This is a genomic window from Amycolatopsis sp. CA-128772 (assembly GCF_002904295.1).
In the GTDB taxonomy this organism is placed as follows: Bacteria; Actinomycetota; Actinomycetes; order Mycobacteriales; family Pseudonocardiaceae; genus Amycolatopsis.
Window position 1 is genome coordinate 1 of sequence record NZ_PPHG01000016.1, and the last position, 15,713, is coordinate 15,713.

The following is a 15,713-nucleotide window of genomic DNA, read 5'->3' on the forward strand; positions in this document are numbered from 1 at the left end:
CGGCGGGGTGCGGGTGCGGGCGGCGGGGCGTGTGGCCGGGCCGCGCGGGGTGCGGGGTGCCGCCTTGGCAGCACCCCGCGCCCCGCCCGCTCACCCCAAGTCCGGCCCCTTCGAGCGCAGATCGTCCACCTTGGTCATCGCCTCCCGTAGCTCGGCCAGCCAGCTGTCCGCGTGCTGGCCGACCAGGCGTACCGCCCACGCCAGTGCGTCCGAGCGGGAACGGGCCACGCCCGCATCCACCAGGGTGTCCAGTACCAGGCGCTCCGGCTGGCGCAACCGCGTCATCACCGGGGCCGAGTGCGTGGTGAACAGCGCCGTCGTTCCACCCAGGCGCGCGCCCCAGGCCACCTTGCGCTGGTACCGGTGCTCCGCCTGGCGGGCGATCTCGATGCGCTCGTCGCGCGTCTCCTCGCGGTACCTGCTGATGCGGCCCTCTTCGGCCGCCGCGCGGGCTGCGTCGTCCGGGTACTCCTCCGTCAAAGCCGGGAGCTCGCCCACCACGATGATCTCTTCGCGGTCGACCGTCACCTCCGGTGCGCCCGTGAACCAGCCGTCGGGCAGGCGGCCGCCGAACCAGGCCGCCGCGTCGTCCGCCGGTGGGACCTCGGCCTGCTGCCAGCCGCGGCCTCCTCGCCATCCCCGTCCCATGTCGCACCTCCGCGATTACATGATTACAACGCTACCGAAGTTACGCCGAAACCACGCGCACAGACACCGCGTTCACCCAGGGCGATCAGAGCTGGGCCGTCAGCTCCCCGGCGGACGTGACCGGGCGGTCGCAGACGTACCCCCGGCAGACGTACGCCGCCGGGGCGCCGCCCACCAGCGGGCGGTCGGCCAGCAGCGGGACGCCCGGCGCGTCCGGTTCGCCGGCCAGGACGATGCCGCCGCCGTGCACGCCCCGGGCCGCGGCCAGGCGCAGCGCGGCGTCGTCGCCCACCACCGCGACCTGGACCGGGCCGGCGTGCAGCGCCTCAGCCACCGACAGCCAGTGCCCTGCGAACCGCGGCACCCGCCCGGCCAGTACCCCGGCCCGCCGCAGCGCCTGCTCAGCCGCCTCCCGGTAGCGCGCCGCGCTGTCGTACCCCGCGAGCGCGGACGCCGTCAGCAGCGCCCCGGTCAGTGCGGACGCCCCCGACGGGCTCGCGTTGTCGCCCGGGTCGGCCGGGCGCTGGACCAGCGTTTCGGCGTCGTCGGCCGTGTCGAAGTACGCGCCCGGGACCTCCGGGGACGCGAAGCGCGCCAACGCCAGGTCGAGCAGCCAGGTCGCTTCGGTGAGCCATTTCGCGTCGCCGGTCGCCTGGTGCAGCGCCAGGAAGCCGTCGGCGACGCAGGCGTAGTCCTCCAGCACCCCGGCGGATTCGCCGACGACGCCGTCGCGTGAGCTGCGCCGCAGCCGTCCGTCGACGACGTGCACCCGCAGCAGCAGCTCGGCCGCCTGGCGGGCCCAGTCGATCCACTGTGGACGATCCAGGGCAACACCGGCCTCGGCCAGTGCCGTGATCGCCAGGCCGTTCCAGGACGCGATCACCTTGTCGTCCCGGCCCGGCTGCGGCCGCTTCGCGCGCTCTTCCAACAGCTTGACGCGCAACGGCTCCGGCAGGTCGCCGAACAGGCGCAACGTCGAGGCGCCCTCCTCGAAGGTCCCTTCGGGTGTCACGCCGAAAAGCTCGGCGGCGGAGTCGTCACCGACCACCTCGCGCAGCTGTGACGGCGTCCAGACGTACGTCATGCCTTCGACGCCGTCGGTGTCGGCGTCCAGCGAAGACGCGAACCCGCCCCCGGGAGTCCGCAGGCTGTCGAACAGGAACTGGGCCGTCCCGGTGGCGACGCGCAACGCCGTCGCCGAGCCGGTGCGCCGCCAGAGGTGGGCGTAGAAGCGCAGCAGCAACGCGTTGTCGTACAACATCTTCTCGAAATGCGGCACGATCCACTCCGCGTCGACGGAGTAGCGCGCGAAGCCTCCCGCCAGCTGGTCGTACAAACCGCCGCGAGCCATCGCCTCCGCGGTCGAGTCCACAAGAGACAGTGCGACCGAAGATCCCGTGCGCTCGTGGTGGCGCAGCAGGAACTCCAGGACCATCGACGGCGGGAACTTCGGCGCGCGGCCGAATCCGCCGTTGACGGGGTCCGCCTCCTGCTGGAGCTTCCCGACCGCGCCGGCCAGCACGGCTTCGTCCACAACGGACTCCTGGAGCGGCCCGGTCTGCTCGGCGAGGTGGGCGACGATCTGCTTGGCGCCGTCCAGCAGCTCGGCCGGCCGCTCCTGCCACGCCTCGGCGACGGCGGCCAGCAGCTGCCGGAACGACGGCAGGCCCGGCCGCGGCGACGGCGGGTAGTAGGTGCCGCAGTGGAACGGCTCGCCGTCCGGAGTCAGGAAGCAGGTCATCGGCCAGCCGCCCTGCCCGGTCATCGCCTGGGTGGCGGCCATGTACACCGCGTCGATGTCCGGCCGCTCCTCGCGGTCGACCTTGATGTTGACGAAGTGCCCGTTCATCAGGGCCGCTGTCCCGGCATCCTCGAACGACTCGTGCGCCATGACGTGGCACCAGTGGCAGGCGGCGTAGCCGACCGAAAGCAGGATCGGCACGTTCCGCCGGCGCGCCTCGGCGAGCGCGTCGGGTCCCCACTGCCACCAATCGACCGGGTTGTCGGCGTGCTGGAGCAGGTACGGGCTGGTCGCGCTGGCGAGGCGGTTCATGGATCCAGGGTCGCACCCGGGAAAACCGGGCGCGCGGTCACCGGCCGCTCCGCCACACTGGGCCGGTGTTGCTGACGATCACGACGACCCGGACCCCCGCCACCGACCTGGGGTTCCTCCTGCACAAGCACCCGGAGAAGGCGCAGTCGGTCGCGCTTTCGGCCGGGACCGCGCACGTCTTCTACCCCGAAGCCGGGCCCGGCCGGTGCACCGCGGCGCTGTTCGTCGAGATCGATCCCGTCGAACTCGTCCGCGGGGGCGGGACGTCGCTGACGCAGTACGTCAACGACCGGCCGTACGCCGGGGGCTCGTACCTCGCGGTCGCGCTGCGGGCCGCCTTCACGACGGCGCTCGCGGGCCGGTGCTCGGCGCGGCCGGAGCTGGTCGACGAGCCCTTCGACCTGGAGATCCGGGTGCCGTCGCTGTCCGCTCGCGGTGGGGCCGAGGTCGTGCACAAGCTGTTCGAGCCGCTCGGCTGGCGCGTTTCGGCCACGCCGATCCCGCTCGATCCCGAATTCCCGCAGTGGGGCGACAGCCGCTACGTCGACCTGACGCTCACCGGCACCCAGCGGGTCGCCGACGCGCTGCGCCACCTGTACGTGCTGCTGCCCGCGCTCGACGGCGACAAACACTACTGGGTCGGCCAGGACGAGGCCGACAAGCTGCTGCGCGCCGGCGACGGCTGGCTCGCCGGGCACCCCGAGCGGACGCTCATCACGAACCGCTACCTCGAGCGGCGCCGGCCGGTCGTGGCGTACGCGCTCTCGCGGCTGGCTGAGGCGGACGACGTCCCGGCGGAGGCCGAAGCGCTGGTCACGGACGTGCCGGACAAGCCGGAGAGCCTCGCGTCGCAGCGCCACGGCAGTGTGCTCGCCGCGCTGCGGGCCGCCGGCGCCCAGCGCGTGCTGGACCTCGGCTGCGGCTCCGGCGCGCTGCTGCGCGTCCTCGAGCAGGAGCGGTCGTTCACCGAGATCGTCGGCGTGGACGTGTCGAGCAGCGCGTTGAACATCGCGGAGAAGCGGCTGAAGGACAACTCCCGCGTCACGCTGCGGCAATCTGCGCTGACCTACGCCGACCCGGCGCTGGCCGGGTTCGACGCCGCCGTGCTCATGGAGGTCGTCGAACACGTCGACGAGGAACGGCTCCCGGCGCTGGAGCACGCCGTGTTCGGCGTCGCGGCGCCGCGCACAGTGCTCGTCACGACGCCCAACGCGGAGTACAACCGGCTGTTCGAGTTCCTGCCGATGGGGCATTTCCGGCACGCCGACCACCGGTTCGAATGGACCCGGGCCGAGTTCCGCGCCTGGGCGGACGGCGTCGCGACCCGGCGCGGCTACGACGTCCGGTACCTGCCGATCGGACCGGAGGACCAGGAATCGGGACCGCCGACCCAACTGGCGGTCTTCACGACCCGAGAGGAGGTGGCCGCGTGAAGCTGACCGTCCCCGACATGGCGCTCGTCGTGCTCGTCGGCGCTTCCGGCTCCGGCAAGTCGACGTTCGCGCGCGCCCACTTCGCGCCCACCCAGGTGCTCTCCAGCGACTTCTTCCGCGGGCTCGTCGCCGACGACGAGAACGACCAGTCGGCCAGCGCCGACGCCTTCGACGCGCTGCACTACATCGCGGCGAAGCGGCTCGCCGCCGGGCGGACGACCGTCATCGACGCGACGAACGTCCAACGCGCTTCGCGGGCGAGCCTGGTGAAGCTGGCGAAGGAGCACGACGTGCTGCCGACGGCGATCGTGCTCGACCTGCCGGTCGGCGTCTGCGTCGCCCGCAACGCCGGGCGGCCGGACCGCGACTTCGGCGACCACGTGGTCCGCCGGCAGCGCGGCGAGCTGCAACGGTCGCTGAAGTCGCTGGAGCGCGAGGGTTTCCGGCGCGTGCACGTGCTGCGCTCCGAAGCCGAGGTGGCCGAAGCCGAGATCGTCGTCGAGCCGCTGCGCAACGACAAGCGCGCGCTGACCGGGCCGTTCGACGTGATCGGCGACGTCCACGGCTGCGCGGCCGAGCTCGAGGAGCTGCTGGCCGAGCTGGGGTACGCCGACGGCGTGCACCCGGACGGGCGGACGGCGGTGTTCGTCGGCGACCTCGTCGACCGCGGCCCGGACACCCCGGGCGTGCTGCGGCGCGTGATGGCGATGGCGTCGTCCGGCAACGCGCTGGTCGTCTGCGGGAACCACGAGCAGAAGCTGGTGCGCGCGCTGCACGGCCGGAAGGTCAACGTCGCGCACGGGCTCGCCGAGTCGCTGGAGCAGCTCGCCGCGGAAACCGAAGAGTTCCGGCGGGCGGCGCACGAATTCTGCGACGGGCTGATCGCGCACTACGTCCTCGACGGCGGCAAGCTCGTCGTCGCGCACGCCGGGCTGCCCGAGCGGTACCACGGGCGCGCGTCCGGGCGGGTGCGCAGCATGGCGCTCTACGGCGACACGACCGGCGAGACCGACGAGTACGGCCTGCCGGTGCGGCTGCCGTGGGCCCGCGACTACCGCGGGTCCGCGATGGTCCTCTACGGGCACACGCCGACGCTGGAGCCGGAGTGGGTCAACAACACGATGTGCCTCGACACCGGCGCCGTGTTCGGCGGCAAGCTGACCGCGTTGCGCTACCCCGAGCGCGAAGTCGTCTCGGTGGAGGCGCACCGGGTCTGGTACGAGCCGACGCGTCCGCTCGACGCTGCGCGGCCGCTGGGTGGCCGTGAGCCGGCGGTGCTGGAACTGGCCGACGTCACCGGCAAGCGGATCGTGCAGACCGCGCACCACGGCCGGGTCGGCGTCTCGGCGGAGCAGGCGGCGGCGGCGCTGGAGGTGATGAGCCGGTTCGCGGTCGACCCGCGCTGGCTGGCGTACCTGCCGCCGACGATGGCGCCGTGTTCGACGTCGTCCCGCGCCGACCACCTGGAGCACCCGGAAGAGGCGTTCGCCGAATACCGGGCGGCCGGGGTCGAAGCCGTGCTGTGCGAAGAGAAGCACATGGGCTCGCGGGCCGTCGTGCTGGTCTGCCGCGACGACGAAGTCGCGTACCGGCGCTTCGGCATCCACGGCGGTGGCGCGGTGTACACGCGGACTGGACGCCCGTTCTTCTCGCCGGCGCAGAACGCCGAGCTGCTGGCGGACGTGCGCACGGCGGCGGCCGGGCTGTTCGAGGAGCTGGACTCGGGCTGGTTGCTGCTCGACGCCGAGCTGCTGCCGTGGAGCGCGAAGGCCGGTTCGCTGATCTCGGACCAGTACGCGTCGGTGGGCGCGGCGGCCCAGGCGGTGCTGCCGTCGGCCGTCTCGGCCATGGCGACCGCGGCCGCGCGGGGCATCGACGTCACCGAGCTGCTGGCGCGGACGGCATCCCGATCGTCCACTGTGGACGCATATCGGGCGGCGTACCGGCGCTACTGCTGGCCGACGTCGGGCCTGGACGGGGTGCGGCTGGCGCCGTTCCAGCTGCTGGCGTCCGAAGGGACGGCCTACCACGACCGGCCGCACGCGTGGCACCTGTCTTCGCTGGAGCAGTTGCGCGGACCGCGGTTCCAGCGGACCCGGACGCTGGCGGTCGACCTGACCGACGCCGGGTCCGTGGCCCGGGGCGTCTCGTGGTGGGAGGAGCTGACGGCCGCGGGCGGCGAAGGCATGGTGGTCAAGCCGGCGGGCAACCTGACCCGCGGCCCGCGCGGCCTGGTCCAGCCGGGGGTGAAGGTGCGCGGGCGCGAGTACCTGCGGATCATCTACGGCCCGGACTACACGCTTCCGGCCAACCTGGAGCGGCTGCGCAAGCGCGGGCTCAACCGCAAGCGCACGCTGGCGCTGCGCGAGTACGCGCTGGGGCTGGAGGCCCTGGAGCGCGTCGCGCGGGGCGAGCCGCTGTGGCGGGTGCACGAGTGCGTGTTCGCGGTGCTCGCGCTGGAGTCGGACCCGGTGGACCCGCGGCTGTGAGCGGGTCAGGCCGTCGAGGCGAGGGCACCCTGGTTCTCGGCGGCCCACTCCGCGAGGTGCGCCAAGGGGCCGCCGGCGAAGGACGCCCCCAACGGCGTGAGTTCGTAGACGGCCCCTGCGTGTGGCGTCCGCGCGACCAGGCCGTGGGAGGCCAGGCGCCGGAGTGACTCGGTCAGCACCTTGTCGCTCACCCCGGCGATGCGGTCCAGGAGGGTGCTGCGCCGGGTCGGTCCCATCCGCAGCGCGGAGACGACGACCGGGTCCCACGTGTGCCTGACGAGTTCGACCGCGGCTCGGACGTGGCAGTCCGAAACGAAGGTCTCGCAGCCCTGTTCGTTCACCGGTCCAGCCTGCCACCCGCGCTCCTACCGATTGGTGGGAACCGGTTTCTTAGCGTCGCAGTGAAACCTCACGAGACGAAGGAGACCAAGGTGAAGATCGGACTGCTGGGGACCGGGAACCTCGCGGTGGCGCTGGGGAGCGCGTGGGCGAGCGCCGGGCACTCGATCGCGGTCACCGGCCGCGACCCCGATCGCGCGAAGGCCGCCGCGCAGCGGATCGGGGCCGCCGCGACGCCGGTCGACCCGGGCCGGCTCGCGGGCGAGGCCATCGTGGTGGCGATCGCCTGGGACGGGCTGGCGGAGGCGTTGAGGCTCGTCGGCGCGGCGGCGGGGACGCTGGCGGGCAAGACCGTCGTCGACTGCACCAACGCCGTGGACTACGCGACCGGGCGCCTGCTCCCGGAGACCGGGTCGGCCGCCGAACTGGTCGCCGACATCGCGGCCGGCGCCCACGTGGTCAAGGCCCTGCACTTGTTCGCCGGGGCGTCCTGGCCGTTCACCGGCGAGCGGGAAGCGTCACCGGTGGTCGCGCTCTGCGGCGACGACACCGGCGCCCTGAACCGGACGGCCGCACTGGTCCGCGACCTCGGCGCGCGGACCGCGGTGGTGGGCGGCCTCGCCGCGGCCCGGCAGGCCGAGGAAGCCGCCGGCTTCGTGATCCGGCTGGTCGCAGCCGGCGCGAACCCGCGCTTCGCGGTCCCGGACGTGGACCCCGGGCTCCTTCGCGCAGGGAGCTCGGGCTAGTCGGCCTTGGTGGCCGAGGAGTCCTTCACGGGCTTCTCGGCCGCCTTGGGCTCCTCGACCTCGGCCTGCTCCGGCGCCTCCGCGGCGGGCGGGTCGTCGAAGCTGGCCGGGACGCGCTTGAGGTGCTTCGTCATCGAGCGGACCAGGAAGGCCACCGCGATGAGGAACAGGATCAGCACCAGGAAGCCGACCGGGGACGACTTGCCGAAGTCCTCCCCCTGCCCGCCGTTGTCGCCGTTGCCCGGCTGCTGCGTCAGGACGAGGACCGACGCGGTCACCGGAAGCGCCACGCCGGCCGGCAGCGTCAGACTCATGTGTTCACCTTCTCCTCAGTGCCCTGCTCCGGGCCCGCGATGCCGGCGAACAGGTCGTCCTCCGGCAACGTGCTGTCGACCAGCGACTTGACCAGCTCGTACTCCTCGGTCGGCCAGGTCTCGCGCTGCATCTCCAGTGGCACGGCGAACCAGCGGCTGGTCGGGTCGATCTGCGTGGCGTGCGCCTTGAGCGCCTCGTCCCGCACCTCGAAGTATTCACCGCACTCGACGCGGGTCGTCACCCGCTCCAGCACATCGGCCTTGTCCGGGTCCCACTTGGCCAGCCACTCGGTGTACGGCGACTCCAGCCCGGCCTCCTTCAGCGCCGAGTCGAAGGCCAGCATCCGGGCGCGCGAGAAGCCGTGCATGTAGTACAGCTTCAGCGGCTGCCACGGCTCGCCGGCGTCGGGGAAGCGTTCCGGGTCCGGCGCCGCGTCCCACGCCGCCATCGACACCTCGTGGGTGCGGATGTGGTCGGGGTGCGGGTAGCCGCCGTTCTCGTCGTAGGTGGTGATCACGTGCGGGCGGAACTCCCGGATCACGCGCACCAGCGCCTCGGTGGACTCCTCCAGCGGGACGACCGCGAACGACCCCTCGGGCACCGGCGGCAGCGGGTCGCCCTCCGGCAGGCCGGAGTCGACGAAGCCCAGCCAGCGCTGGCTCACGCCGAGGATCTTGGCCGCGCGGGCCATCTCCTCACGGCGGATCTCGGTCATGTTCGCCAGCACGTCGGGCCGGTCCATGGCCGGGTTCAGGATGCTGCCGGCCTCGCCCCCGGTGCACGTCACGACGAGCACCTCGTGCCCCTCGGCGGCGTAGCGCGCCATCGTGGCGGCACCCTTGCTCGACTCGTCGTCAGGGTGCGCGTGCACGGCCATCATGCGCAGGCGCGGGTTGGCGGTGTTCCCCATCTCGTCGGCTTCCACCATGCTCCGAACGACTCCCCTTCTGCCCTTATTCCGCGACCCACCTGCGGGCCGCCCACCCAGCGGGCGGATACTCGGGACGTACCCGCGTCACCATTGTCCCCGCGGGTACGACAAGAACGAGCAGGAGGCCCGGGTTGGCAGGCGGACCGGCGGAAACGGCAGCGCCCGCGCTGCTCGCGGACCGGTACGGCACCCAGCGCGCCACACCGTCCCGGCGGTGGCGGCGCTGGCTCTTCCTGGCCATCGCCCTGCTGGTCAGCGGCCTGATCGCGTGGGTCGCCTACGTCAACCTCGGGTCGGCGCCGATCGACGCCGAGCGCATCGCGTTCAGCGCGAAACCGGGCAACGCGATGGAAATCACCCTGAACGTCACCCGAGACGACGACAGCAGGCCGGGCGTGTGCGTCGTCCGCGTCCGCGACAGGACCGGCGCCGAGAGCGGCCGCAAAGAGCTCCTGATCCCCGTCGGCGGCAAGTACAACCGGATCAGCACGACGATCAAGAGCATCGGCGAACCGGTTACTGCAGACGTATTCGGCTGCTCGTACGACATACCACGCTATCTGTCAACCCCATAGCGGCCAACGGGGTGAACCGCGCGCTCAACGCCCAGGGTGCGGGGAAATAACGGGCGTCGACCTCTCGCGCCGTGATACTCTGACCCCTCAGCACGGTCCGCGACGGGCCGTGTTTTTCCTTTATCTCAGCCACGCGGGCACCTAGGCCCGCGTGGGCCGGCTTGAACACGCAAGCCTGGCAGGCCCGACGAGGAGATGGTGACCGTGAGCGACACCAAGGTGACCTGGCTCACCCAGGATGCCTACGACCGGCTCAAGCACGAGCTCGACGAAATGATCGAGAATCGGCCGGTCATCGCCGCGCGCATCAACGACAGCCGCGAAGAAGGTGACCTCAAGGAAAACGGGGGTTACCACGCGGCTCGCGAGGAGCAGGGCCAGGCCGAAGCGCGCATCCGGCACCTGCAGGAGCTGCTGCGCTCGGCCAAGGTCGGCGAAGCGCCCGCGAACGACGGCACCGCCGGCCCCGGCAAGGTGCTCACCGTCCGCTACGAAGGTGACGACGAGGACGAGAAGTTCCTGCTCGCCACCCGCGAAGAGGGCGCCGAGGGCGAGCTCGACGTGTACTCCCCCGAGTCACCGCTGGGCAAGGCCCTGCTCGGTGCCAAGGAGGGCGAGGCCCGCGAGTACGAGCTGCCCAACGGCAAGGTTCAGAAGGTGACGCTCGTCAAGGCGGTTCCGTACACCGACGCCTGACGTCCGCGGCTAGCGTGTCCTCCCAGGATCCTCATTCTGGGAGGACACAGCTGTGAGCACGGAACCGATGTGCCTGGCCTGCGGCATGCAGTACGCCGAGGCCCGCGAGAACTGCCCGATCTGCGAGGACGAACGCCAGTACGTCCCGCAGTCCGGGCAGCAGTGGACGAACCTGGCCACGCTCCGTGAAAGCGGCACCTACACCCCGCGGATCGAGGAGCAGGGCCCCGGCATCACCGGCGTCGGCTCGAACCCGGGGTTCGCGATCGGCCAGCGCGCGCTGCTGGTGCGGGCCCGGTCCGGGAACTTCCTCTGGGACTGCGCGGCGTACCTCGACGACGCGCTGGTGGCGCAGGTCCGCGACCTGGGCGGGATCACCGGTATCGCGATCAGCCACCCGCACTACTACACGACGATGGTCGAGTGGGCCCGCGCGTTCGACGTGCCGGTCTACCTGCACGAAGCCGACCAGCAGTGGATCGGCCGGCCCGGCCCCGCGGTGAAGCTGTGGTCCGGCACCACCCTCGACGTCGCCGACGACCTGCGGCTGATCAACCTCGGCGTGCACTTCGACGGCGGCACGGTCCTGCACTGGCCGGACGGCGAAAACGGCCAGGGCGCGCTGCTGTCCGGTGACATCGTGCAGGTGATCCCGGACCGCACGCACGTCGGCTTCATGTACAGCTACCCGAACCTGGTCCCGGAGCGCCCGAGCGTGGTCCGCCGCGCGGCGGAACTGCTGGCCGGCTACCGCTTCGAGGCGATCTACGGCGCCTGGTGGGACGCGATCGTGCGCACCGACGGCTTCGAGGTCGTCCAGCGCTCGGCCGAGCGCTACCTGGCCCACGTCACCGACGAAGCCTGAGAGCGGCACTTCACGCGAAAGTGCCGCCCCCAAGTGGTCACTTTCACGTGAAAGTGCCGCTTGGGTCAGCTCCGCGCGGTGCGTTCGAGCAGGGGGCGGACCCGCGGCGGCACCGGCGTCGACAACGCGATCGACGTCGACGTCCGCAGCACGTCCGCCACCCCGACGACCTTGTCGATCACCCGCTGCAGGTCGTCGTTGCCGCGCGCGACCATGCGGACGAACAGGTCCCCCTGGCCGGTCGTCGCGTGGACCTCGCAGACCTCGTCGATCGCCGCCAACGCCTCCGTCACCTCCGTGCGACGCCCTTGGGCGATCTCCAGCCACGCGAACGCCGTCAGGCCGTAGCCCATCGCCGCCAGGTCCAGCTCCGGCGGGAAGCCGCCGAGGATGCCGCGCTCGGTGAGGCGGTCCAAGCGCGCTTGGACCGTGCCGCGGGCGACACCCAGCCGGCGCGCGCACTCCAGGACCCCCAAGCGCGGGGAGTCCGTGAGCAGCAACAGCAGTCGCGCATCCAGCGCATCGAGGTTCTCGGACATGCACAGATTGTCCACGATGACCGCCGCTACCGGGCAGACACCGGTCAACTTGTCCAGCAAAATCAGAGACCATTGCGCATCTTGCCTCGAAGGGATGATCCTTCGGGTATGACCCAGACTGCCGAACCCCAGGGTGCACTCGACGACGTCAGCTACGACCAGCTGCGTCAGCTCGTCGGGCTCGTGGACCACGACGCCTCGACCGACCCGTTCCCGGTCAAGGCCATGGACGCGGTGGTGTTCATCGCCGGCAACGCCACCCAGACCGCCTGGTACTACCAGATCGCGTTCGGGATGCAGCTCGTCGCGTACTCGGGACCCGAGACCGGCGTCTTCGAGCGCAAGTCCTACGTGCTGAAGTCCGGCTCGGCCCGGTTCGTCATCACCGGCGGTGTGAAGCCGGACTCGCCGCTGCTGGACCACCACCGCAAGCACGGCGACGGCGTCATCGACCTGGCGCTGGAGACCACCGACGTCGACAAGTGCGTCGAGCACGCCCGCGCGCAGGGCGCGACCATCCTCGAGGAGCCGCACGACGTCTCCGACGAGCACGGCACCGTGCGCGTCGCCGCGATCGCGACCTACGGCGAAACCCGCCACTCGCTGGTCGACCGGTCGCGCTACAACGGCGTCTACCTGCCCGGCTACGAGCCGCGCGAGAGCACGGTCAAGCGGCCCGAGGGCGCGCCGAAGCGGCTGTTCCAGGCGGTCGACCACTGCGTCGGCAACGTCGAGCTCGGCAAGATGGACTACTGGGTCGACTGGTACCACCGCGTCATGGGCTTCGTGAACATGGCGGAGTTCGTCGGCGACGACATCGCGACCGAGTACTCGGCGCTGATGAGCAAGGTCGTCTCGAACGGCAACCACCGGGTGAAGTTCCCGCTGAACGAGCCGGCCGTGGCGAAGAAGAAGTCGCAAATCGACGAGTACCTCGAGTTCTACGACGGTGCCGGCTGCCAGCACATCGCGCTGGCCACCAACGACATCATCGCCACCGTGACGGCGATGCGCGCCGCCGGCGTCGAGTTCCTCGACACCCCGGACTCCTACTACGACGACCCCGAGCTGCGCGCCCGGATCGGCAACGTCCGCGTGCCGATCGAGACGCTCAAGGAGCACAGCATCCTGGTCGACCGCGACGAGGACGGCTACCTGCTGCAGATCTTCACCAAGCCGATCGGCGACCGCCCGACCGTGTTCTACGAGCTGATCGAGCGGCACGGCTCGCTCGGCTTCGGCAAGGGCAACTTCAAGGCGCTGTTCGAGGCGATCGAGCGTGAGCAGGAGCGCCGCGGCAACCTCTGACACATCTCGGCGAAGGCCACCCTGGCGGACCCGCGGGTCCCCTAGGGTGGCCTTTGACGTTTCGCGGGAACCGTGCGCGGCCCGGAGCCGTCAGTGGTGGGGAAGCAGAGAGAAGGGGCCGTGATGCCGGACAGCATCGACGCCAGCGACGCGATGATCGACAACTGGACCCAGCGGCTCGAGGAGAACGCCGCCCGGTACCAGGCGCTGGCCGATCGCATGCAGGGCCAGACGGTCACCGAGCGGTCGAAGGACGGCACCGTCCAGGTGACGATCGATTCGCGCGGGCTGCTGAAGAACCTGGTCATCGCCGAGACGGCGGCGGGCAAGCGGATGGCCGAGGTGTCGGCGCAGGTGATGCAGCTCGTCCAGCGGGCGCAGGCGCGGATCCCCGAGCTGCTGCAGCAGGCGATGATCGAGACCACGGGCACCGGCGACCAGGCCGCGGCCGAGATCGTCCGCGAGGCGCAGAGCACGTTCCCGGAACCGCCGGCCGAGCCGGCGTTCCCGGAACCCGACCGCGTCCGCCGGTTCCTGCCGGAGGACACCGAGGAGCCGCCGCGCACGCCGCCACCGGCCGCGCCGCCGTCCGCGCCGCAGCCGCCGCGGCGCCGCCGTCCGGTCGACGACGATGACGACGACGACGACTTCGGCGGGCCGATTCTTTCCTGAGGGGGAAACCGATGACGGATGTGGAACTCAGCACCGACCTGACGGCGCACGCCAAGCAGCTCGACGCCATCGGTGACGGGCTGCAGCAGGCCGTCGACGCGGCGAACCAGGTGAGCATGCCGACCGACGCGTACGGCATCCTCTGCCAGCCGTTCCGGATGCTGCTCGACCCGGTGGAGCAGTACGGGATCGACGCGCTCAAGGACGCCGTGCAGGCGATGACGGCCGTCTCCGGCAAGGTGCGGGAGGCCGCGGCGGCCTACCACAAGTACGAAGGCGGCGTCGCCGACGACCTGAACAAGTCCGTGGACGGTGCTTGATGCCCGAAGGCAACCCGCTCGTCGCGGAGGCGAAGAAGGACCCGGACGGGCCGGGCGCGTTCACGGCGGGCAACGGCGACTACGGCTGGGCGGGCGGCATCGGCATCGCCGAGTCGTCGATGGACGCGTTCAACGGCATCAAGGACGGCGACTGGGTTTCCGGCGGCCTCGGCATGCTGTCGCTGGCCGGCGAGATCGCCGGCGCGGCGATCGACCCGTTCGGGTACCTGATGTCGTCGGTGGCGTCGTTCCTGATGGAACACGTGCAGCCGTTGAAGGACATGCTGGATTCGGTGGCGGGCAACCCGCCGGTGATCCAGTCCTATGCGGACACCTGGGGCAACGTCTCGAAGGCGCTGGGCGAGCGCAAGACGGACTTCGACAACGCGGTCAAGAACGGTACGACGGGCTGGACCGGCGCGGGTGCGGACGCTTACCGCGCCTTCGCCGCCGAACATTCGGACGCGCTGTCCGGTGCGGCGACGGTGGCGGGTGCGATCAGCACGGTCACGATGATCATGGGCCAGGTCGTGTCGTTCGTGCGGGAGACCGTGCGGCAGCTGATCGCGGACCTGGTCGGCAAGCTGGTCGCGTGGGTGATGGAGGAGGTCTTCAGCCTCGGCTTCGGCACGCCGGTGGTGGTCGCCCAGGCAACGGCGGCGATCGCCAAGTGGGGCAAGAAGATCGGCGAGCTGCTCAAGAAGCTGACCGACACGATCCGCAAGGTGTCGCCGCTGCTGTCGAAGCTGGTGGACCTGTTCGAGAAGATCGCGAAGGTCTTCGGCAAGGTGCTGGGCAAGGTCAGCGGGCTGGACGGGCTGAAGGTCAAGGAAGGTGGGTTCGTCCGGAAGATCCCGAAGGAGGGCGGCGGGGTCCATGCGCGCGCTCACGGGGAGGGCGGATCGTCCGGAGACCACGCGGACGGGGATTCGCCGGACGCGGCGGACGGTTCGCCTTCGCATCCTGGCGACGGGCTTTCTGAGGACGGCAGTCCTTCGGGGGTTCGCTCAGGTGACAGTTCTTCGGCGGGGCGCGGCGGGGAGAGTACGCCGTCGCATGCTGGCGACAGCGATCCGGCGGCGGCTCGGGGTGGGGACAGCAGCCCTGCGCCCACCCGGGCCGGGGATAACCCGCCGTCGCACGTCGGGGACAGAGGCCCGGCACCCGTCCGGGGCCAGGACAGCAACCCGTCGCACGTCGGCGACAGCAATCCCGCGCCGACCAGGGCCGGGGACAGCTCACCGGCGCATGTAGGCGACAGTGGTCCGGCACCCGTCCGGGGCGGGGACAGCAACCCGTCCCACGTCGGCGACAGTGGCCCGGCACCCGTCCGGGGCGGAGACAGCAACCCGTCCCACGTCGGCGACAGTGGCCCGGCACCCGTCCGGGGTGGGGACAGCAGCGCTGCTCCCGCGCACTCCGGTTCGGGCGCTCCGCCCGCCGCGCGGACTGATGGGCCGGGCGCGCACCCCGGTGCCGATACCCCGAGCAGTGCCGCGCCGCCGCGGGTTGATGGGACCACTTCGGCCAGCGGGAGTGCTCCCGCTGCTCCGCGGACCGGCGCCGAGACCTCCGTGCCGTCGCCGCGCAGCAACGGGGATGGGCTGCCGCCGCAGGGTGGGCAGCCGGCCATGGGTGGAATGCCGCCCGGTGGTGGATCTCCCGGTGGTGGGGCCGGCGGTGGTTCGCCGCGTTCCGGTGGCGGCGGCTGGACCGGAACCCCGGCCACCACGACACCGCGCTTGTCCAGCACCGCCCGGCCCGCGGCCAGCGCCCCGGCCACG

Annotated in this window: 15 protein-coding genes and 1 pseudogene; 10 read left to right on the forward strand and 6 right to left on the reverse strand. The window is 71.6% G+C overall.

Features of this window, described 5'->3' with window-relative positions:
- Positions 1-90 precede the first annotated feature (90 nt).
- Positions 91-648 (reverse strand): hypothetical protein, encoded by a 558-nt coding sequence (locus C2L59_RS06645; RefSeq protein WP_103348631.1) that lies wholly within the window; start codon positions 646-648, stop codon positions 91-93.
- 85 nt (positions 649-733) lie between these two features.
- A complete protein-coding gene (locus C2L59_RS06650; protein WP_103348632.1) occupies positions 734-2,701 on the reverse strand; it encodes a thioredoxin domain-containing protein in 1,968 nt (655 codons plus the stop codon).
- Positions 2,702-2,766: 65 nt separating this feature from the next.
- Here C2L59_RS06650 and C2L59_RS06655 point away from each other — a divergent pair, with 65 nt between their 5' ends.
- Together C2L59_RS06655 and C2L59_RS06660 are read left to right on the forward strand one after the other, a co-directional pair.
- Entirely contained in the window at positions 2,767-4,134 is a 1,368-nt protein-coding gene (locus C2L59_RS06655; protein ID WP_103348633.1) for a 3' terminal RNA ribose 2'-O-methyltransferase Hen1, read from the forward strand.
- Positions 4,131-6,623 (forward strand): polynucleotide kinase-phosphatase, encoded by a 2,493-nt coding sequence (locus tag C2L59_RS06660; protein WP_103348634.1) that lies wholly within the window; start codon positions 4,131-4,133, stop codon positions 6,621-6,623. The genes C2L59_RS06655 and C2L59_RS06660 overlap by 4 nt, the downstream gene beginning before the upstream one ends.
- A 5-nt stretch (positions 6,624-6,628) precedes the next feature.
- Here C2L59_RS06660 and C2L59_RS06665 read toward each other — a convergent pair whose 3' ends face one another.
- Positions 6,629-6,964 (reverse strand): helix-turn-helix domain-containing protein, encoded by a 336-nt coding sequence (locus C2L59_RS06665; protein WP_103348635.1) that lies wholly within the window; start codon positions 6,962-6,964, stop codon positions 6,629-6,631.
- Between the two features lie 90 nt (positions 6,965-7,054).
- Here C2L59_RS06665 and C2L59_RS06670 point away from each other — a divergent pair, with 90 nt between their 5' ends.
- On the forward strand, positions 7,055-7,708 hold the full coding sequence (locus C2L59_RS06670; RefSeq protein ID WP_103348636.1) for an NADPH-dependent F420 reductase: 654 nt from the start codon (positions 7,055-7,057) through the stop codon (positions 7,706-7,708).
- Here C2L59_RS06670 and C2L59_RS06675 read toward each other — a convergent pair.
- Together C2L59_RS06675 and mca are read right to left on the reverse strand one after the other, a co-directional pair.
- Complete coding sequence (locus tag C2L59_RS06675; RefSeq protein ID WP_103348637.1) at positions 7,705-8,022, reverse strand: hypothetical protein; 318 nt, start codon at positions 8,020-8,022, stop codon at positions 7,705-7,707. The two genes, C2L59_RS06670 and C2L59_RS06675, sit on opposite strands and share 4 nt — an antisense overlap.
- On the reverse strand, positions 8,019-8,951 hold the full coding sequence (gene mca / locus C2L59_RS06680; protein WP_103348638.1) for a mycothiol conjugate amidase Mca: 933 nt from the start codon (positions 8,949-8,951) through the stop codon (positions 8,019-8,021). The genes C2L59_RS06675 and mca overlap by 4 nt, the downstream gene beginning before the upstream one ends.
- A gap of 134 nt (positions 8,952-9,085) precedes the next feature.
- Here mca and C2L59_RS06685 point away from each other — a divergent pair, with 134 nt between their 5' ends.
- The 3 genes from C2L59_RS06685 to C2L59_RS06695 all read left to right on the forward strand — a co-directional run bounded on the left by C2L59_RS06685 (position 9,086) and on the right by C2L59_RS06695 (position 11,090).
- Entirely contained in the window at positions 9,086-9,529 is a 444-nt protein-coding gene (locus C2L59_RS06685; RefSeq protein WP_103348639.1) for a DUF4307 domain-containing protein, read from the forward strand.
- A 195-nt stretch (positions 9,530-9,724) separates the two neighbouring features.
- Complete coding sequence (greA, locus tag C2L59_RS06690; protein WP_103348640.1) at positions 9,725-10,225, forward strand: transcription elongation factor GreA; 501 nt, start codon at positions 9,725-9,727, stop codon at positions 10,223-10,225.
- Between the two features lie 52 nt (positions 10,226-10,277).
- On the forward strand, positions 10,278-11,090 hold the full coding sequence (locus C2L59_RS06695) for an MBL fold metallo-hydrolase (RefSeq protein ID WP_103348641.1): 813 nt from the start codon (positions 10,278-10,280) through the stop codon (positions 11,088-11,090).
- A gap of 65 nt (positions 11,091-11,155) precedes the next feature.
- On the opposite strand, the gene C2L59_RS06700 is transcribed toward C2L59_RS06695, so the two are convergent.
- A complete protein-coding gene (locus C2L59_RS06700) occupies positions 11,156-11,629 on the reverse strand; it encodes an Lrp/AsnC family transcriptional regulator (protein ID WP_103348644.1) in 474 nt (157 codons plus the stop codon).
- A 108-nt stretch (positions 11,630-11,737) separates the two neighbouring features.
- Between C2L59_RS06700 and hppD the strand changes: the two genes are divergently transcribed.
- From hppD to C2L59_RS06720, 4 genes and pseudogenes are all read left to right on the forward strand, one after another.
- Positions 11,738-12,937 carry a 4-hydroxyphenylpyruvate dioxygenase gene (hppD, locus tag C2L59_RS06705; protein ID WP_103348642.1) on the forward strand — a complete coding sequence of 400 codons (1,200 nt, stop codon included), beginning with the start codon at positions 11,738-11,740 and terminating at the stop codon, positions 12,935-12,937.
- 123 nt (positions 12,938-13,060) lie between these two features.
- Entirely contained in the window at positions 13,061-13,609 is a 549-nt protein-coding gene (locus C2L59_RS06710) for a YbaB/EbfC family nucleoid-associated protein (protein WP_199198944.1), read from the forward strand.
- An 11-nt stretch (positions 13,610-13,620) separates the two neighbouring features.
- Complete coding sequence (locus C2L59_RS06715; protein ID WP_103337020.1) at positions 13,621-13,929, forward strand: type VII secretion target; 309 nt, start codon at positions 13,621-13,623, stop codon at positions 13,927-13,929.
- Positions 13,929-15,713: pseudogene (locus C2L59_RS06720) on the forward strand (hypothetical protein); the annotation flags it as partial. The gene C2L59_RS06715 and the pseudogene C2L59_RS06720, both read left to right, overlap by 1 nt.